Below are 19573 nucleotides of genomic sequence, written 5' to 3'. Positions count from 1 at the left end.
GCGGATTATAGCGACGGTTTCGCGGCTGTGCTATCCGAAAAAGCCATTACTGTTGTACGAAGAAACGTTGCGGCAAATTCGTCGGCGGGCAGGGGCAGGCTGACGATGTAGCCCTGGATTTGCGAACACCCCTCATAGGCCAGGAATTGCTGCTGCGCCTGGGTCTCGACTCCTTCGGCAATGACGGTGAATTGCATGCTGCGGCCAAGGGCGATGATGGCGCGGACGATCGCCGCGTCGTGGGGATCGTCTGGCAGGCCGCGGACGAAGGACTGGTCGATCTTGAGGATATCCAGCGGCAGGCGCTTGAGGTAACTCAAGGAGGAGTAACCGGTGCCGAAGTCATCGATGGCCAGTTGTACGCCCAGATTTTTGAGTTGATGCAGTACCGCCAGCGCTTCTTCGGCCTGGCTCATGATGAAGTTTTCGGTGATTTCCAGTTGCAGGAAACCCGGGTTGAGACCGTTGTCCTTGAGCAACTGTTCGATACGACCCAGCAGGTTGGGCTGGCGCAATTGGGCGCCGGCAAGGTTGACCGACAGCGGTCCGGGACTTTCGTACAGCCGGTGCCATTCGGCCATCTGCCGGCAGGCGGTTTCCAGGACCCAGTCGCCGATCTGCAGGATCATGCCGTTTTCTTCAGCCAGCGGGATGAAGTGTTCCCGCGGCACGTCGCCAAAGGTCGGATGACGCCAGCGGATCAGGGCTTCGGCGCCGACCAGGCTGTAGTCTTCGAGGCTGATTTTCGGTTGGTAGCACAGGTGCAACTCGTTGCGTTCGATGGCGCGGCGCAGTTCGTGTTCCAGCGCCACGCGTTCGCTGGCCTGGGCGGTGAGGTCGCGGGTGTAGCTTTCGACGCGGTTGCGACCCTTGGCCTTGGAGCGGTACATCGCGGCGTCGGCGTTCTTGATCAGTGTGGCAACGTCGCAGCCATCTTTCGGATAGAGGCTGGTGCCGATGCTGGCACTGATGAAAAACTCGTGTTCGCCGGCCTGGAACGGCGCGGCGAAACAATTGAGCAGTTTGGTGGCGATATTGTCGGCATCACTGGGTTGTTGCAGGCCCGGCAGCAGGATAATGAACTCGTCACCGCCCAGGCGTGCCACGGTGTCGATGTCACGCAGCTGCTCCCGGAGACGTACGGCGATGCCCTTGAGCAGCAGGTCGCCGACCGGGTGGCCGAGGCTGTCGTTGATGTGTTTGAAGCGGTCAAGGTCGAGGAACAGCACGGCGCCCTGGCCGCCATGTTCCTGCTGGCTGGTGAGTGCCGTCAGCAGGCGGCTTTCGAACAGCGTGCGGTTCGGCAGGCCGGTCAGCGGGTCGTGGTGCGCCTGGTAGTCGAGTTTGGCCTGAGCATGCTTGAGGCTGGATATGTCGGCGAACACCGCGACAAAGTGGGTGATGAACTTGTCGCGGTTGCGCACGGCACTGATGGTCAGCCAGCTCGGGTACAGCTCGCCATTCTTGCGCCGATTGGAAATTTCGCCCTGCCAGTGACCTTCAGCGGTCAATTGATGCCACATGGCCGCATAGAACGCGCTGTCATGCAGGCCCGAGGCGAGCAGGCGCGGTGTGTGGCCCAGCGCTTCGCTTTCGCTGTAACCGGTGATTTCGGTGAAGGCCCGGTTGACTGCGCTGATGTGCTGCTGAGTGTCGGTGATCAACACGCCTTCGGCGGTGCTTTCGAACACGGTGGCGGCCTGCTGCAGTTTTTCCTGCATCAAGTGCCGCTCGGTGATGTCCCGGGCGATGGTCAACATGCAGTCCTCATCGCCAATCGGCAGCGGACGGCTGGACACTTCGCAGAGGCGGATCTGTCCGTCGCTGCGGCGGATATGGCAGCTGAAGTCACGGACAAAACCGTCCCGGTGCAGCAGGTCGAGCATTTGCTTGCGTTCATTGAGGTTGACCCAGATCCCCAGTTCCAGCACCGAGCGATCCACCGACATGGCGCTATTGAATCCGGTGATGCGGCTGAAACCCTCGTTGACCTCCAGCAGCAAACCGTCACTTTGCCGCGACAGCAGCAGGCCGTCGGGGGATGCATGGAAGGCCTTGGCGAACTTTTCTTCGGACGTTTGCAGTTGTTGCTGGGTTTCCTTGAGCTGGGTGATGTCCCGCACCACGACCACCAGCGCCGGTGTCATGTCCAGGTCAAAGGGCTCGGCGGAGATCAGGCCGGTAAACACCTGGCCGTTGCTGCGCCGAAAGGGCATTTCCAGGTTGCGGATGCTGCCGGCCTGCAAGCGTTGCAGCAGGCCTGGCCCGACACCGGGAATCCCCCAGATGTTCAGGTTGGTGGCGGTCTGGCCAATGACGTCCTCGGCCTTCAGGCCGATCTGTTCTTCGAACGCTTCGTTGACCTCCAGCAGGCAACCGTCGCTCAGGCGCGCGATCACCAGAATGTCAGGGCATTGCTGGAACACGGAAGCGAATTTCTGTTCCGACAGGCGCAGCGCTTCTTCGGTGCGCTTGGCCTCGGTGATGTCGATCATCAGCCCGCGCATCACCGGCTCATGCCCGTGTTCGATCAGGCTGACGATATCGCGTACCCACAGGCAGCGGCCGTCGGCGGTGATCACCCGGTAATCGAGGCTGTGATCGCGTCCGGCCAGCACTTCGTGATCACAGAAAGTCTGGGCGCGGATCAGGTCGGCGGGGTGAATGATGTTGCGCCAAAAGCCCGGAATCAGCCAATGGGACAGGGGATAACCGAGAAGGTCTTCGGCGTGGGGCGATACATAGCTGTAGGTGTAGTCGGTGACTTTGGCTTCCCAGGCGATGGCTGACAGGCTCTCCACCAGGCCGCGGTAGTGGTACTCGCTGCTGCGCAGTTCCTGTTCAAGATCGACCCGGCGGGCGATTTCTGAACTCAAGCGGCGGTTGATGCGGATAACTGCCGCCAGCACCATGGTCAACAGCAGCAATCCGGGCAGGCCATACACCAGCAGGTCATTCCAGAATGTTCGATGATCGAGGACGTTGCCGACCCAATGCTCCTGAATGGCGCTGATTTCGGCGGGACTCATGTCCGCCAGGACTTTGTCGAGAATGCCAACGAGTATTGTGTTGTCGCGTGGCACAGCCATGGCCATTTGATAGCGATAGGGGGTTTCACCGCTGACATACAACCCGTCGAGCTTGAGTTGGCGCAGGCTCCAGACGCTGGACGCCAGATCGCCCACCACGGCATCCACTGCGTCGGTGGCCAGCGCCTGCAACGCCGAGCTGACGTTGGGCATCGCCACCAGGTTCAGGTCGGGATTATGGGTGCGCAACAGTTCGTGGGGGGCGTAGTTTTCCACCACGGCGATTTTCAGGCCGTACAAGTCTTCCAGGTTGTGTGGCTGGGGGCCCCCGACGTGGGCCAGGATGACAATCGGAAAGTCCAGGTAGGGGCGGGTGAATGACAGGTAGTTCTGACGCTCTGGGGTCGACATGATGCCGGGCAGCAGGTCAATTTTGCCCTTTTTGGCTTGCTCCAGGACGACGGTCCAGCTCACCGGCTCGATGGGCGTAAGCCGGGTCGCCAGCCTTTTGCGGATGACCTCGATGTAATCCGCGGCAAGGCCCTGGTAGCGGCCTCCATCGTCACGAAACTCGAAAGGCGGCCACGACGCATCGACACCCAGGCGCAAGTCCGGGTGAGCCGCCAGCCAGCTACGTTCATCGTCAGTGAGAGTCAGAGCGCCAGCCGTTGCGGTCCAGGTCATCAGCGACAGCAAAAAAAGCACGGTCGGCAGTCTGGGCATAACGGTCTCGTTATGGCTCGGGGGAATGTTTCGAGTGTAGACGGGCTACGAGGCGGAGGGGAGGTGCTGAGATATTAATCTGCCATAAAACAAAACCCCCGGCTTGGGCCGGGGGTTCTGGTATCACTCGTCGAGGAAGGAGCGCAGATGCTCGCTTCTCGTCGGGTGGCGCAGCTTGCGCAGCGCCTTGGCTTCGATCTGACGAATCCGCTCACGGGTAACGTCGAACTGCTTACCAACCTCCTCGAGGGTGTGGTCGGTATTCATGTCGATACCGAAGCGCATGCGCAGTACCTTGGCTTCACGGGCAGTGAGGCCGGACAGCACTTCGCGAGTCGCTTCTTTAAGGCTCTCAACGGTTGCAACATCGATTGGCGACTGCATGGTCGAGTCTTCGATGAAGTCACCCAGATGGGAGTCTTCGTCATCACCGATCGGGGTTTCCATGGAGATCGGCTCTTTAGCGATCTTCAATACCTTGCGGATCTTGTCCTCAGGCATTTCCATGCGTTCGCCCAGCTCTTCCGGGGTCGGTTCGCGACCCATTTCCTGCAGCATCTGCCGGGAAATGCGGTTGAGCTTGTTGATCGTCTCGATCATGTGCACCGGAATACGGATGGTGCGGGCCTGGTCGGCGATCGAGCGAGTGATCGCCTGACGGATCCACCAGGTGGCATAAGTCGAGAATTTGTAGCCGCGACGGTATTCGAACTTGTCTACCGCTTTCATCAAGCCGATGTTGCCTTCCTGGATCAGATCAAGGAATTGCAGGCCACGGTTGGTGTACTTCTTGGCGATCGAGATCACCAGACGCAAGTTCGCTTCAACCATCTCTTTCTTCGCGCGGCGGGCCTTGGCCTCACCGATCGACATGCGACGGTTGATGTCCTTGATTTCAGCGATGGTCAAACCGGTTTCGGTTTCCAGCGCGGTCAGCTTCTGCTGGCAACGGATGATGTCCGGCTGCAGACGACCAATGGCTTCAGCGTATTTGCCTTTGCCTTTGGCCAGGGCATCACTCCAGCTTTCGTCGACTTCGTTGCCCGGGAACTGGCGCAGGAAGTCTGCACGCGGCATGCGCGCATCACGAACGCAGAGCTGCATGATTGCGCGCTCTTGCTGACGCAGGCGATCCAGGGCACTGCGAACACGCTCGACCAGGCCTTCGAATTGCTTCGGCACCAGTTTGATCGGCATGAACAGCTCGGCCAGGGCCAACAGTTCGGCAATCGCTGCCTTGTTGTTGCGACCGTGCTTTTTCAGCGCCTTGCGGGTGATTTCCATCTGATCGGCCACAGCGCCAAAACGCTGGGCAGCGATGATCGGATCCGGGCCGCTTTCGGCTTCTTCTTCGTCATCGGAAGATTCGGCTTCATCGTCGTCGGAGTCGTCATCCGCTTTTACGGCTTTCGCGTCGATCGGCGGCGGCACTTCTGCCGCAGGCGGCGCGATGCCGTCGTCCGGGTCGATATAACCGCTCAGGACGTCGGACAGGCGACCACCTTCGGTGGTGACGCGGGTGTACTCGGAGAGAATATGATCAACCGTGCCAGGGAAGTGCGCGATTGCGCTCATCACCTCACGGATGCCCTCTTCAATACGCTTGGCGATTTCAATTTCGCCTTCACGAGTGAGGAGCTCCACCGTACCCATTTCGCGCATGTACATGCGCACCGGGTCGGTAGTGCGACCAATGTCGGTCTCGACCGCAGCCAACGCTGCAGCGGCCTCTTCGGCTGCGGCTTCGTCGGTATCGGCGTCGGCCAGCATAAGGGAATCCTTATCTGGCGCAACCTCGAATACGTTGATCCCCATGTCATTGATCATGCGGATGATGTCTTCCACCTGTTCCGGATCTGAAATATCCTCCGGCAGGTGGTCGTTGACCTCCGCGTAAGTCAGGTAGCCCTGCTCACGACCAAGTGTGATCAACTCTTTGATACGAGACTGCTGTTGCGCTTTTCCGGACATAACACCCTATCCACTGAAGGTCTTGGCGGGCAAAAAACAAGCCGAGGATTATACCTGAGCTATGACCTCACGCGCCAGTTGAGGTCGGGTTTGATGCGGAAACATTGCGACTCAAGAGGTCGCGCAGTTGATTTTTCTCTTCGCTGGTCAATTCGCTTTGACGCGCTTTTCTGAGAAGTTGTTCCAGGTTTCGCTCGCGTTGGCGGGCTGACAAGCTAGTAATGGTGTCGAAAAACTGTTGTTCAAGGTTATCTCCATCAATCAGCCATTCCTTTTCCGCCAGGGCCTTGAGCAGGCGGCCTTGTTCTGTGCCGTGCCAACGGGCAATCAGCTGAATTGAGTTTAGCTTGGGATTCTTCTGCACGGCTTCGAGCAGCGCCACCAGCAATTGTGTGTTGGTGTGATCCTCGGCGGCGAAGTGCCCGGCATCCTCGACTTTTTCGGCCAGTTGCGGGTGATGCAGCAACGTGCGCAAGGCGGCGAGGGTTGGCGGTTCTACGGCGGCGGGCACCCGTGGCGCGCGGGGTTGATCACGATCACCGCCCCGTTTGCCATTCTTGTCCCACGGTTTCTTGTCCCATTTCTTGCCTCCTGCACCGGGCTTCTTCGGCGTCCATTCCTGCTGCGGCACATACATTTCCTGTGCCTGCGGCTGATGATAGTCGCTGTAATCGGGCATTGCGTCGTAATCGATGCCCGGGTCGTAGGCCGGCGGTGCTTCCTGCGGGGCGCTTTGTGCCAACTGGCTCACCGCTTCGCCACTAAGGCCGGTGATTTCGCTCAGGCGCTGACGCATCAGGGTGCGCAGGTTGGCGCCCGGGACTTTGTCGATCAGCGGCGCGGCGAGGGTGGCCATGTGCGCCTTGCCCTCGAGCGAGCGCGGATCGGCTTCTTCGGTCAATTGCTGGAAGAAGTAATCGGCCAGAGGCTGCGCATGCTGGTTGATCCGTGCGCGGAAGGCGTCGGTGCCTTCGGAGCGCACCAGGGTGTCCGGGTCTTCGCCTTCGGGCAGGAACAGGAAACGTGCACGGCGACCGTCCTGCAAGCTCGACAGTGTCGCCTCCAGCGCCCGCCATGCGGCATTGCGGCCGGCCTGGTCACCGTCGAAACAGAACAGCACGCTCGGTACGACACGAAACAGTCGCTTGAGGTGCTCCTCGCTGGTGGCGGTGCCCAGGGTCGCGACGGCATTGCGCAGGCCTTGCTGGGCCAGGGCAATGACGTCCATGTAGCCCTCGACGACGATGATCTCGTCGAGGTTGCGGTTGGTCTTGCGCGCTTCGTACAGGCCGTAGAGTTCCTGGCCTTTATGGAAAACCGGGGTTTCCGGGGAGTTCAGGTATTTCGGCTTGTCGTCGCCCAATACCCGGCCGCCAAAGGCGATGACGCGCCCGCGACTGTCGCGGATCGGAAACATCACGCGGTCGCGGAAGCGGTCGTAGCGTTTACCGCTTTCGGCGTTTTCGATCAGCAAGCCGGCATCGATCATGGCTTTTTGTTGCAGGGTATCGCTGCTCAAGTGCTTGAACAGGTTGTCCCAGCCAGGTGGCGCAAAGCCGAGGCCGAAGTCCCGGGCGATTTCGCCGGTCAGCCCGCGACCTTTCAGGTATTCCACGGCGGCCTTGCGCGATGGATGGCTTTTCAGGGCCTGGCGATAAAAGTCGGCAGCGGCGCTCAGGAGCGGGTACAGCGGCGAATCGGTCGGCTGCCGTGGTTTATGCGGTCGGCCGCTTTCTTCGCGGGGGATTTCCATGCCGGCGGCTTTGGCCAGTTCTTCGACAGCCTGGACGAAATCCAGGTTGTCGTGGTCCATGATGAAGCCGAGGGCGTTGCCGCCAGCGCCGCAGCCGAAGCAGTAATAGAACTGCTTGTCGGGGCTGACGCTGAACGACGGAGTCTTTTCTTTATGGAACGGACAGCAGGCAGTGTGGTTCTTGCCGGCTTTTTTCAGTTGCAGGCGCGAGCTGACCACGTCGACGATGTCGGTGCGGTTCAGAAGGTCGTCAATGAAGCTCTGGGGAATTAACCCGGCCATGGCGTTCTCGTCATCTGCGCTGAAAGGGACCCGAAACGTACGGCGACCGAACGCGGTCATTGCTTGAGGCGCGCAAAGTGTGCGGCTCGACCAGTGTCGTCTGCGTAATCGCTGTCGGGAAGTGTATCTGCCGAAAATCCACTGACGTTAATGCCATCAGTATTCGACTGTTCGAATGTGTTGCGCTGAATCCGGCTGCGGCCAGTAACAGGCCTCGGATAGCTCATCATTTGGCACGCAAGCAGGCGCCTTGGGCTGATCGTCGTGAGAGGAATCAGTGGGTGTGCTCGTCAGTAGCCTTGAAAGGCTCGTCAGAAAAGACGTGCACCGCTGGCAAAAGAGCCAGGTCTGACGCGGTGAAGCAGATTTGTCTCGGTCGCGTCTGCGGCTTCGACAGTGAAGCATCAAGCGTTTTACGCAAATGCCATAAGCCCGGCTGAGGGCCGGGCTTGGCAGAAGCTTGCTACGATCGTCTGTGTATTAGTACAGACGAACGGCGCGGCGCTGTTCGCGCTGAACTTTCTTGGCGTGACGCTTAACAGCGGCTGCTGCTTTGCGCTTACGCTCAGAAGTTGGCTTCTCGTAAAATTCGCGGCTACGAACTTCAGCCAGTACACCGGCTTTTTCGCAGGAGCGCTTGAAACGACGCAGAGCTACGTCGAAGGGTTCGTTCTCTTTTACTTTGACGGCTGGCATCCAGAGCTACCTTCATTCATTACCGGGGTCAACATCCTCGCGGCAAAAGAGCACTTGAAGACGTCGGTTTTTAAGGGTTGCGGATGTTAACCCCTCATCGCTCGGAATGCAAAGCCTCTGATCGAAAACCGCTGGTCGGGGCATCACGCGACGACTATTATGCGCGCCTTCGAATTCAGCCTAAACAAGGCGCAAACCCATGCTAGTACTGGGATTAGAAACCTCCTGCGACGAAACTGGTGTCGCATTATATGACAGTGAACGCGGCCTGCTGGCCGACGCGCTGTTCAGTCAGATCGACCTGCACCGCGCCTATGGTGGCGTGGTGCCGGAGCTGGCTTCACGCGATCACGTCAAGCGCATGCTGCCCTTGATTCGTCAGGTGTTGGCCGAGGCCGACTGCGTGCCGACCGAGATCGATGCGATCGCCTACACCGCGGGTCCTGGCCTGGTCGGTGCCTTGCTGGTAGGGGCTTCCTGCGCCCAGGCGCTGGCCTTTGCCTGGGGCATTCCAGCCCTCGGCGTGCATCACATGGAAGGCCACTTGCTGGCGCCGATGCTGGAGTCGCAACCGCCAGAATTCCCGTTCGTCGCTTTGTTGGTGTCCGGTGGCCATACGCAACTGGTTCAGGTCGACGGAATTGGTCAGTACACGCTCTTGGGCGAGACCCTTGATGACGCTGCCGGCGAAGCTTTCGACAAGACGGCCAAGATGATGGGCCTCAATTATCCGGGCGGACCGGAGATCGCTCGCCTTGCAGAGCAGGGCGTTGCAGGACGTTTCGTCTTCCCGCGTCCGATGTGCGACCGCCCGGGCCTGGATTTCAGCTTCAGTGGCTTGAAAACCTTTGCGTTGAACACCTGGCAACAGTGTGTCAGCGCTGGGGACGACGGCGAGCAAGCCCAATGCGACATCGCGCTGGCGTTCCAGCAGGCCGTGGTGGAGACTTTGACCATCAAGTGCAAGCGTGCCCTGAAGGCCGCCGGCATGAAGCGCCTGGTGATCGCTGGGGGCGTCAGTGCCAACAAGGCGTTGCGCACTTCCCTGGAAAAAATGCTCGGCGATATGAAGGGCGATGTTTTTTATGCCCGTCCGCAGTTCTGCACCGATAACGGCGCGATGATCGCCTTTGCCGGCTGCCAGCGCTTGCAGGCCGGCCAGCAGGAAAGCCTGGCGATCAGCGTACAGGCGCGCTGGCCGATGGAGCAGTTGTCGGCGTTGTGATGAGCGGTGCTCGTGTCTGGTCGCTAGAAATGCCGTTCGCGCCCGGCGAACAGGTCGCGTAGATTGCCGCGATGACGCCAGACGATCAGCCCGGTGAGCGTGCTCATGGGCAGCAGGGCGGCCGGCTCTTGCCAGGCCAGCAACGGCAGGGTCAGGGGCGTGGCGATCAGGGCGGCCAGGGAGCTGGTGCGGGTCAGGTAGAACGTCAGGAGCCAGGCGCAGACCGCCAGAAGGGCTGCGGGCGGGTATAGCCCCAGCAGCATGCCGGCCGCGGTGGCGACACCTTTGCCGCCGCGAAAGCGGAAGTACAACGGAAACAGATGGCCGATAACGGCATAGACGCCGATCCAGGCCTGTTCCTGCTGCGAAAGACCGGCAAGACGCGCAATCAATACCGGCAGCAGGCCTTTGCAAAGGTCGCCGAGCAGGGTCAGGATGGCGAGTTTCTTGCCGGCCAGGCGCAACATGTTGGTGGCGCCGGCATTGCCCGAGCCACTCATTCGCGGATCGGGGTTACCGGTCAGGCGGCTGAGCAAAATGGCAAAGGACAGAGAGCCGAGCAGGTAGGCGAGGATCGCCAGTAACCAAAACATGCTAACTATTCCGGGCGAGGACGCCCTGATTCTAACGGCGCATTGCGCCCTTGTCGTGTAGCGGAGAGAAGTGCTTGGACAGAGTGTTTATCGAGGGCCTGGAAGTCGACACGGTGATCGGTGCCTACGACTGGGAGCGAGGCATCCGACAGTGCTTGCGTCTTGATCTGAGCTTCGCCTGGGATAATCGCCCGGCCGCAGCCGGTGATGACCTGACCCTGGCGCTCGACTACGCCAGTGTTTCCTCGCGCATCCAGGCATTTGCCGAGCAGGCGCAATTCCTGCTGGTCGAAACCTTCGCCGAACGCCTGGTTGAAGTGCTGATGAGCGAATTCAAAATCACCTGGATGCGCCTGAAGCTGACCAAGCCCGGTGCCGTCCCGGCTGCCATTGGCGGTGTGGGTGTGGAGATCGAGCGCGGATGTCGCTGACTCAGGTGTACCTCGGGCTCGGTAGCAATATCGAGCGTGAAACCCATTTGCAGGCTGGGCTCGATGCATTGGCGGCGTTTCTTGTGGATATCCGTTGTTCCGCGGTGTTCGAAAGTCAGCCTGTGGGCATCAAGAGCGGGCCGTTCTTCAATTTCGTGGTGTCGGCTTATACCGATCTGCCGCTGATTGAGCTTGATCGTCGATTGAAGTTCATCGAGGCGGATAACGGTCGTTATGCACCTGATCGCCGAGGATTGCCTCTGGATATCGACGTGTTGTTGTTCGGTGACCTGGTGGGCAACTTCGATGGCCTGGTCTTGCCTCGGGCAGAAATCCTGAAAAATGCGTTCGTTCTGTGGCCGTTGTCGTTGATAGCGCCGGATCGCGTGCACCCGGGCGTAGGCAAGAACTTTGCGACCTTGTGGAGTGAAGCGCAGATTGATCAGGTGCTGGCGCCGGTAGCTTTCGAGTGGCGTGGCGAGCAATTGACGCCTTCAGATTTGTTGTGACCTGACCGGCCTCTTCGCGAGCAAGCCCGCTCCCACAGGTACGATGCGATCCCTGTAGGAGCGGGCTTGCCCGCGATGGCGTCAGTCAGGTCGACGCAGTCTCTTTGTAAGCCTTCAAGGCTTTTAGCCGCTCACGCTTGATCGCCTCACCCAACTCCGGCCCCTTGAAGCCTTTCTCCAGCAAGGGCTGAACCGCCACGCTACGAGCCGCAGTTGCCGCGCCGCGCAAATAATCCGCCTGTGGATAACTTCTTTCTTCCAGCCCTTCGCGCCCACGCGCATCCATCTCGCATGCCGCGATGAACTCCTCAAACCGTTGTGGCCGACGGTAAATGTCGAAGCTCTGCAGCAACTCCAACAGCGTCGATGGCTTCAGCTCAAGGGCGCGATGGCCATGGGTGTGATACTCGCCCACCAGCAGCGCCAGTTCCTGGCAGTCCCTCGGCACCTTGAAGCGTTCATTGACCGCTTTGATCAGCTTCAGGCCCTTGAACTCGTGGGCAATGTGTCGCGGCCATTCTTGCTCTGGCGTCAGGCCTTTGCCCAGGTCGTGCAGCAGGCAGGCCCAGCGCACGGTCAGCGGTTGTTTGTGAGTGGCGGCTTGCTGCAACACACCCAGGGTATGCGCGCCTGTATCGATTTCGGGGTGATGGGCGGGTGGTTGCGGTACCCCAAACAGTGCATCTACCTCCGGCATCAGCACCTTGAGGGCGCCGCAGGCGCGCAAAACCTCAACGAATACCTGCGGCTGATCTTCCATCAGGGCGCGGGAGATTTCCTTCCAGCTGCGCTCCGGGGTCAGTGCTTCAAGCTCGCCTGAGTCGCTGAGTTGGCGCATCAGTTCCAGGGTTTCCGGGGCGACGGTAAAGCCCAGCGCCGCATAACGCGCCGCAAAGCGGGCAACACGCAGGACACGGAGTGGATCTTCGGCAAATGCCGGGGAAACATGGCGAAGCAGACGTGCTTCGAGATCCCGCTGGCCGTGGTACGGGTCGGTCAGGTTCTGCTGATCGTCTTCGGCCATGGCATTGATGGTCAGGTCGCGACGGATCAGATCTTCTTCGAGGGTGACCTCAGGGCTGGCGTGAAAGGTGAATCCGCCGTAACCGCGTCCGCTTTTGCGCTCGGTGCGGGCAAGGGCGTATTCCTCACCGCTTTTTGGATGAAGGAACACCGGGAAATCCGCACCTACCGGGCGGAAACCCTTGGCGAGCATTTCTTCGGTGGTGGCGCCGACCACGACCCAGTCGATATCGGTAACCGGTTTGCCCAGCAGGCGATCACGAACCGCGCCACCGACTTTATAAATACGCATAAAAAACCTCCGTTAGCTCGACAGGATAACCGTTGCATCGAGCTTTCGGAGGTACAAGCCGGATCAAAGATGGATGACAGCCAGGTCCAGGCGCCCGTAATCACCTTCGCTGTGCTCGTTTCTGGGTGGTACATGGTGGGTTTTCATCACGGTTTCCCCTTGCAGGGTTTCCAGGTGAATGTCGAATCCCCACAAGCGGTGCAAGTGTTTGAGTACTTCTTCGGTCGACTCCCCTAGCGGTTTGCGGTCGTGTTGCTGGTGACGCAGGGTTAGGGAGCGGTCACCACGCCGGTCGATGCTGTAGATCTGCACGTTGGGTTCGCGATTGCCCAGGTTGTACTGCGCCGCGAGGGTTTCTCGGATGATGCGGTAGCCACCTTCGTCATGAATGGCGGGTACCAGCAGGTCGTCCTTCTGGTCGTCATCGAGAATGCTGAACAGCTTCAGGTCGCGGATCACCTTGGGCGACAGGTACTGCAGGATGAAGCTCTCATCCTTGAAGCTGCTCATGGCGAACTTGATGGCTGCAAGCCAGTCGGTACCGGCAATGTCAGGGAACCAGCGGCGATCTTCTTCCGTAGGTTCTTCGCACATGCGCCGGATGTCGCGGTACATGGCAAAACCCAAGGCGTAGGGGTTGATACCGCTGTAGTAAGGGCTATCGAAGCCCGGCTGGAACACCACGCTGGTGTGGGACGTCAGGAACTCCATCATGAAGCCGTCGGTGACCAGGCCCTCGTCGTACAGGTCGTTCATCAGGGTGTAGTGCCAGAACGTGGCCCAACCCTCGTTCATCACCTGGGTCTGACGCTGTGGATAAAAATACTGGGCGATCTTGCGCACGATGCGCACGATTTCCCGTTGCCATGGCTCCAGCAGCGGTGCATGTTTTTCGATGAAATACAGGATGTTTTCCTGAGGTTCGGCGGGGAAGCGTGCGTTGTCCTTGTCGCTGTACTTGTCCGCGCCCTTGGGAATGGTGCGCCACAGATCGTTGATCTGTTTCTGTAAATGCTCCTCCCGGTCCTTTTGTCGGCGACGTTCTTCTTCCGCAGAGATCGGATAGGGGCGTTTGTAGCGGTCGACACCATAGTTCATCAGCGCATGGCAGGAGTCGAGCAGGTCCTCGACCGCGTCGATACCGTGGCGTTCTTCGCACTGCATGATGTACTGCTTGGCAAAGACCAGGTAATCGATGATTGAGCTGGCGTCGGTCCAGGTGCGGAACAGGTAATTGCCTTTGAAAAAGCTGTTGTGGCCGTAGCAGGCATGGGCCACCACCAGCGCCTGCATGCAGATGGTGTTTTCTTCCATCAGGTAGGCGATGCACGGGTCGGAGTTGATCACGATCTCGTAGGCCAGCCCCATCTGGCCGCGGCTGTAGGACTTTTCAGTGCTGAGGAAGTGTTTGCCGTAGGACCAGTGGTGATAACCCAGCGGCATACCGACCGAGGCGTAGGCGTCCATCATCTGTTCGGCGGTGATCACTTCGATCTGGTTGGGGTACGTATCGAGGGCATAACCGGCCGCAATACGACTGATTTCGCGGTCGTACGCCTGGATCAGCTCGAACGTCCATTCGGAGCCGGTGGAAATGGGTTGGCGCTTCTGCTCTTTGGCGGTCATGTCACTAACCTGCGCTGGAAGAGTTCACGGAAGACCGGATAGATATCCCCGGCCGAGACCAGTTGTTGCTGGGCAAACGTGTCGGAAAAGGCTTCGGCGATGCGCTCGTATTCGAACCATAGGGCCTGGTGTTCGCGCGGGGTGATCTCAACGTAAGTGTAGTACTGCACGAACGGCATGATCTGGTTGATCAGGATGTCACGGCAGATCGGCGAGTCGTCGTTCCAGTTGTCACCGTCGGAAGCCTGGGCGGCGTAGATGTTCCACTCGTTGCTCGGGTAACGCTCGGCCATGATTTCCTGCATCAGTTTCAGGGCGCTGGAGACAATGGTGCCGCCGGTCTCCCGGGAGTAGAAAAACTCCTCTTCATCCACTTCGCGGGCACTGGTGTGATGGCGGATGAATACGACGTCGATTTTGTCGTAGTTACGCTTGAGAAACAGATACAGCAGGATAAAGAAGCGCTTGGCGATGTCCTTGGTCGCCTGGGTCATTGAGCCGGACACGTCCATCAGGCAGAACATCACGGCCTTGGAGCTGGGATTGGGTTGTTTGATCAGCAGGTTGTACTTGAGGTCGAACGTGTCGAGGAACGGGATGCGATGAATGCGCGCACTGAGTTTTTCGATTTCTTCTTCGACTTTCTGAATATCGCCGAAGTTATCGGGTTCTTCCTGCTTGAGTCGCAGAAGTTCTTCCTTGGCTTCGCGCAGTTTTGCCCGGCTGCTGCCGGACAGGGCGATCCGTCGGGCATGGGCTGAACGCAGGGTACGGATGATGTTGATCCGCGACGGGTTGCCCTCGCTGCTGATCCCGGCACGTACGGTCTTGAAGGTATCGGTGCCGGTCAGGTTGCGCTTGACCAGGTTTGGCAGCTCAAGGTCCTCGAACATGAATTCGAGGAACTCTTCCTGGGTGATCTGGAAGACAAACTCATCCATCCCTTCGCCGGAATTGCCGGCCTTGCCGGGACCTCGACCGCCACCACCTCCCGGTGGGCGGGCGATATGTTCGCCGCTGGTGAATTCCTTGTTGCCCGGGTGCACGACCGTTTGCTTGCCGCCGCGCCCGTGGTGGAGCACCGGCTCGTCGATGTCGCGGCCGGGAATGCTGATTTGTTCGCCGTGTTCCATATCGGTAATGGAACGCCGACTGACCGCCTCTTCGACAGCCTTCTTGATGTGATCACGGTAGCGTCGCAGAAACCGCTGGCGGTTTACCGTGCTCTTGTTCTTGCCATTGAGACGTCGGTCGATCACATAGCTCATGACTGCTCCTTAGAAGCTGTCCTGAAAGGGGCGAGCGGTGATACAGCATCGAACCGAGAGCCGAGGGATATTGAACGCTCCCCCAAGCGCTTTGGATGCTGCCTGAACTCGCTACCGACTTTCGAACACCTTCCAGAGGCCTGTGTAACAGAAAAAGCGCACACAGGTCTCTGGCTGACGACAACCGGTCTGACCGGCAGCGGGTTATTGTGATTTTCTGACCCGCAAGTACCACTCGGACAGCAGTCGTACCTGTTTGTCGGTGTAGCCCCGCTCGACCATCCGTGTGACGAAGTCGTTGTGTTTCTGCTGGTCCTCTTTGCTGGCCTTGGCATTGAAGCTGATGACTGGCAGCAGGTCCTCGGTGTTGGAGAACATTTTCTTCTCGATAACCACCCGCAGTTTTTCGTAGCTGAGCCAGGTAGGGTTCTTGCCGTTGTTGTTGGCCCGGGCACGCAGGACGAAGTTGACGATTTCGTTGCGGAAATCCTTCGGATTGCTGATGCCGGCCGGTTTCTCGATTTTCTCCAGTTCTTCGTTCAGGGCTACGCGGTTGAGGATTTCGCCGGTTTCCGGATCGCGGTATTCCTGGTCCTGGATCCAGAAGTCGGCGTACAGCACATAACGATCGAAGATGTTCTGGCCGTACTCGCTATAGGACTCGAGGTAGGCGGTCTGGATCTCCTTGCCGATGAATTCGATGTAGCGCGGTGCCAGGTACTCCTTGAGGAAGCGCAGATAGCGTTCGCGGGTCTCGGCCTGGAACTGTTCCTGTTCGATCTGTTGCTCCAGCACATAGAGCAGATGCACCGGGTTGGCGGCGATTTCGTGCGGGTCGAAGTTGAACACCTTCGACAGGATCTTGAACGCGAAGCGGGTGGAGAGACCGTTCATGCCTTCGTCGACACCGGCGTTGTCGCGGTATTCCTGGATCGACTTGGCTTTCGGATCGGTATCCTTGAGGTTCTCACCGTCGTACACGCGCATTTTCGAATAGATGTTGGAGTTTTCCGGCTCCTTGAGGCGCGAGAGCACGGTGAACTGGGCCAGCATCTTCAGGGTGTCCGGCGCGCAGTGCGCCTTGGCCAGCGAACTGTTGAACAGCAGCTTGTCGTAGATCTTCACTTCGTCACTGACCCGCAGGCAGTACGGCACCTTGACGATATAGATCCGGTCGATGAAGGCTTCGTTGTTCTTGTTGTTGCGGAAGGTGTGCCACTCCGATTCGTTGGAGTGAGCCAGCAGGATCCCGGTGAACGGAATCGCGCCGAGGCCTTCGGTACTGTTGTAGTTACCTTCCTGGGTGGCGGTCAGCAGTGGGTGCAGCACCTTGATCGGTGCCTTGAACATCTCCACGAACTCCATCAGGCCCTGGTTGGCCCGGCACAGGGCGCCCGAGTAGCTGTAGGCGTCGGCGTCGTTCTGCGGGAACTCCTCCAGTTTGCGGATATCGACCTTGCCCACCAGCGCCGAGATGTCCTGGTTGTTTTCGTCACCAGGTTCGGTCTTGGCCACAGCGATCTGGTTGAGGATCGACGGGTAGAGTTTCACCACGCGGAACTGGCTGATGTCGCCACCGAATTCGGCCAGGCGCTTGGTCGCCCATGGCGACATGATGGTGTTGAGGTAGCGCCGTGGAATGCCGAAATCTTCCTCGAGGATCGCTCCATCTTCAGTGGAGTTGAACAGACCCAGGGGCGACTCGAACACCGGCGAGCCCTTGATCGCATAGAAGGGCACTTTTTCAATCAGTTGTTTCAGCTTCTCGGCCAGGGACGATTTACCGCCACCGACAGGGCCGAGCAGGTAAAGGATCTGTTTCTTCTCTTCCAGACCTTGAGCGGCGTGGCGGAAATACGACACGATCTGGTCGATGCATTCTTCCATCCCGTGGAAGTCTTCAAAGGCCGGATAGCGGCGGATGACCTTGTTGGAGAAGATGCGCGACAGTCTCGAGTTGGTCGAGGTGTCGAGCAGTTCCGGTTCACCGATGGCCAGCAGCAGACGCTCGGCGGCGGATACGTAGGCGCTGCGGTCCTTTTTGCACAGCTCAAGATACTCCTGCAGAGAGAGTTCTTCCTGGCGTGTGGACTCGAAGCGTTGTTGGAAGTGGCTAAAGATACTCATGACGTCACCTCGCTCGATACGTGGAGCCGACGCCGGATCACTCAGTCGATGCTGGCAGCAACCGTACAGGCGATTGCTGTTTACCCCCCAGAACTCTCCCGGAGCTGACGACTCCGAAAGCTACTCCCGATGACCCGTGCGCCGGTGTACCGGCTCTCCCCTGTTTTGGATGGCCTGGGCTTAAGGATAGTTGGGAATTCGGGAGGTAAAGGCGAGATACGTAATTAGTTGTGGCAGACCGTTCGTCTGCCACCGCGCTAGCCCGCGGGAGCCGGGGCCTGCAACGTTACAAAAAAATTATTCGGAAGTGGCTTGCGCCGTTTCCGCAGGATAGGTCGTACGCCACAACTCGAATCCGCCATCCATGCTGTAGACGTCGGAGAAGCCCTGGCTGATCAGGTAGGCGGCCGCACCCTGGCTGGAATTGCCGTGATAACAGACCACTACGGTCGGTGCATCGAGGTCGGCGCCTTGGATGAAAGCGTGCAGGGAATGATTGTCCAGATGCTTGGAGCCTGCGATGTGCAGGGCGGCAAAAGTGGCCGGGTCGCGGACGTCGACCACCACTGCGCCTTGTTCGCGCAGGGTCTGGGCCTGTTCCGGGGGGATACGTTTGAATTCGCTCATGGCGGGCTCCTGTGGCTCGGCTGAATGGGCAGTCTAGCGCGGCGCGCTGGCTGGCGATGTTTGGGAAATGGATGAGGCGACTGGCGGCACGGCATGGCCGTGTTCGTCGCATTTGCAGGACAGGCGCTCAAGGCTGTCGACGTCCATCAGGGTCAGGGCGCCGCCCCAGACGCAGCCGGTGTCGAGGGCCGAGATACCCGGCTCATGGACGTTACCTTCAAGCGCGGCCCAGTGGCCGAAGATGATTTTCACATCCTTGGTCTTGCGATCCTTGTGCTGGAACCAGGGCTTGTACCCAGGTGGCGCGGTATCGAGGCCTTCCTTGCTCTTGAGATCGAGTTTGCCTTCGGCGGTGCAAAAGCGCATGCGCGTGAAATAGTTGGTGATCACTCGCAGGCGCGTCACGCCTTTGAGGTCGTTGTCCCATTTCGCCGGGTCGTTGCCGTACATGCCATCGAGGTAGGGTGGCAACAGGTTGTCGTCACGCAAGGCAGTCTCGACTTCGGCGGCACATTTCAAGGCTTTGCGCAACGACCACTGCGGTGGAATGCCGGCATGGACCAGTGCAACGTTGCGCTGTTCGTCGTAGTGCATGAGCTTTTGCTGGCGCAGCCATTCGAGCAGTTCGGCGCTATCGGGCGCTTCAATGATCTCGCGCAGGGTGTCGGCCTTCTTCAGGCGTTCGATGTTGCGTCCGGCCGCCAGCAGGTGCAGGTCGTGGTTGCCGAGCACGCAAACCAGCGATTCGCGGATGCTATAGAGGAAGCGCAGGGTTTCCAGCGACTGCGGGCCGCGGTTGACCAGATCGCCCACCAACCACAGGCGATCCCGTTGAGGGTCGAACGCCACTTGCTTGAGCAGGCATTGCAGGGCTTGAAGGCAGCCTTGCAGGTCGCCGACAGCGTACGTTGCCATCAGTGCAGGGCTCCGGGCACCGCCAGGCGGAAGGGCGCAATGATGGCATCGAAATGTTTGCCGTCGTCGGAAAGCATCTGATAGGTGCCTTGCATGGTGCCGACCTTGGTGGTCATGACCGTGCCGCTGCTATAGGTATGGCTCTTGCCGGGGTCGATCAATGGTTGCTGGCCGACTACGCCTGCGCCGCGCACTTCTTCGACATGCCCGTCACCATCGGTGATGACCCAGTGCCGTGAAAGCAGTTTGGCGGGCATTTCGCCATTGTTTTGCACGGTGATGGTGTAGGCGAAGGCAAAGCGGTCGTGCTCGGGTTGCGATTGTTCTGCCAGATAGCGGGTGACGACGCTGACGTCGACCTGATAGCGAGGATCGGACATGCAAGGGGCCTTAAAAACGAAGCGGGACGCGGGGCGTAGCTGATGGAGTTCAGTCTAGGCCAAGTATCGGGTAGTAGACCAGAGTGGCGTCCTACCCGATAGC

15 protein-coding genes are annotated in these 19573 nt (G+C 59.3%); 3 read left to right on the top strand and 12 right to left on the bottom strand.

Annotation, left to right across the window (positions count from 1 at the left end; all coding sequences use genetic code 11):
- Positions 1-5 precede the first annotated feature (5 nt).
- The 4 genes from QMK54_RS28390 to rpsU form a co-directional block, all read right to left on the bottom strand.
- Positions 6-3752: a bifunctional diguanylate cyclase/phosphodiesterase gene (locus tag QMK54_RS28390; protein ID WP_223589894.1), complete on the bottom strand. Its 3747-nt coding sequence runs from the start codon at positions 3750-3752 to the stop codon at positions 6-8.
- 123 nt (positions 3753-3875) lie between these two features.
- On the bottom strand, positions 3876-5723 hold the full coding sequence (gene rpoD, locus QMK54_RS28385) for an RNA polymerase sigma factor RpoD (protein ID WP_110658301.1): 1848 nt from the start codon (positions 5721-5723) through the stop codon (positions 3876-3878).
- Positions 5724-5790: 67 nt separating this feature from the next.
- Positions 5791-7758, bottom strand: a complete 1968-nt coding sequence (gene dnaG, locus QMK54_RS28380) for a DNA primase (RefSeq protein WP_008051597.1) — start codon at positions 7756-7758, stop codon at positions 5791-5793.
- Between the two features lie 480 nt (positions 7759-8238).
- Positions 8239-8454, bottom strand: coding sequence for a 30S ribosomal protein S21 (gene rpsU, locus QMK54_RS28375; protein WP_002551877.1), 216 nt, complete (start codon positions 8452-8454; stop codon positions 8239-8241).
- A gap of 199 nt (positions 8455-8653) precedes the next feature.
- On the opposite strand from rpsU, the gene tsaD reads away from it, so the two are divergent.
- Complete coding sequence (gene tsaD, locus QMK54_RS28370; RefSeq protein ID WP_102700179.1) at positions 8654-9679, top strand: tRNA (adenosine(37)-N6)-threonylcarbamoyltransferase complex transferase subunit TsaD; 1026 nt, start codon at positions 8654-8656, stop codon at positions 9677-9679.
- 23 nt (positions 9680-9702) lie between these two features.
- Here the strand turns inward: tsaD and plsY are convergent, their stop codons facing one another.
- The gene (gene plsY, locus QMK54_RS28365) at positions 9703-10272 is read right to left on the bottom strand and encodes a glycerol-3-phosphate 1-O-acyltransferase PlsY (protein ID WP_007993197.1); all 570 of its coding nucleotides are present in this window, start codon (positions 10270-10272) and stop codon (positions 9703-9705) included.
- 74 nt (positions 10273-10346) lie between these two features.
- Here plsY and folB point away from each other — a divergent pair, with 74 nt between their 5' ends.
- Entirely contained in the window at positions 10347-10703 is a 357-nt protein-coding gene (folB, locus tag QMK54_RS28360; protein ID WP_110658300.1) for a dihydroneopterin aldolase, read from the top strand.
- The gene (gene folK / locus QMK54_RS28355) at positions 10694-11212 is read left to right on the top strand and encodes a 2-amino-4-hydroxy-6-hydroxymethyldihydropteridine diphosphokinase (RefSeq protein WP_320401667.1); all 519 of its coding nucleotides are present in this window, start codon (positions 10694-10696) and stop codon (positions 11210-11212) included. The genes folB and folK overlap by 10 nt, the downstream gene beginning before the upstream one ends.
- Before the next feature lie 85 nt (positions 11213-11297).
- On the opposite strand, the gene QMK54_RS28350 is transcribed toward folK, so the two are convergent.
- From QMK54_RS28350 to apaG, 7 genes are all read right to left on the bottom strand, one after another.
- Positions 11298-12527, bottom strand: coding sequence for a multifunctional CCA addition/repair protein (locus tag QMK54_RS28350; protein WP_320401666.1), 1230 nt, complete (start codon positions 12525-12527; stop codon positions 11298-11300).
- Between the two features lie 63 nt (positions 12528-12590).
- Positions 12591-14153: a SpoVR family protein gene (locus tag QMK54_RS28345; RefSeq protein ID WP_110658297.1), complete on the bottom strand. Its 1563-nt coding sequence runs from the start codon at positions 14151-14153 to the stop codon at positions 12591-12593.
- On the bottom strand, positions 14150-15421 hold the full coding sequence (locus tag QMK54_RS28340; RefSeq protein ID WP_110658296.1) for a YeaH/YhbH family protein: 1272 nt from the start codon (positions 15419-15421) through the stop codon (positions 14150-14152). The genes QMK54_RS28345 and QMK54_RS28340 overlap by 4 nt, the downstream gene beginning before the upstream one ends.
- A 204-nt stretch (positions 15422-15625) precedes the next feature.
- The gene (locus tag QMK54_RS28335; protein WP_053162938.1) at positions 15626-17548 is read right to left on the bottom strand and encodes a PrkA family serine protein kinase; all 1923 of its coding nucleotides are present in this window, start codon (positions 17546-17548) and stop codon (positions 15626-15628) included.
- A 297-nt stretch (positions 17549-17845) separates the two neighbouring features.
- Positions 17846-18175 carry a thiosulfate sulfurtransferase GlpE gene (gene glpE / locus QMK54_RS28330; RefSeq protein WP_320401665.1) on the bottom strand — a complete coding sequence of 110 codons (330 nt, stop codon included), beginning with the start codon at positions 18173-18175 and terminating at the stop codon, positions 17846-17848.
- Positions 18176-18208: 33 nt separating this feature from the next.
- Entirely contained in the window at positions 18209-19090 is an 882-nt protein-coding gene (locus tag QMK54_RS28325; RefSeq protein ID WP_320401664.1) for a symmetrical bis(5'-nucleosyl)-tetraphosphatase, read from the bottom strand.
- A complete protein-coding gene (gene apaG, locus QMK54_RS28320) occupies positions 19090-19470 on the bottom strand; it encodes a Co2+/Mg2+ efflux protein ApaG (RefSeq protein WP_007980214.1) in 381 nt (126 codons plus the stop codon). The genes QMK54_RS28325 and apaG overlap by 1 nt, the downstream gene beginning before the upstream one ends.
- Positions 19471-19573: the final 103 nt, after the last annotated feature.

It is taken from the genome of Pseudomonas sp. P5_109, assembly GCF_034009455.1.
In the GTDB taxonomy this organism is placed as follows: Bacteria; Pseudomonadota; Gammaproteobacteria; order Pseudomonadales; family Pseudomonadaceae; genus Aquipseudomonas.
This window is presented reverse-complemented; position numbering and strand designations above follow the sequence as displayed.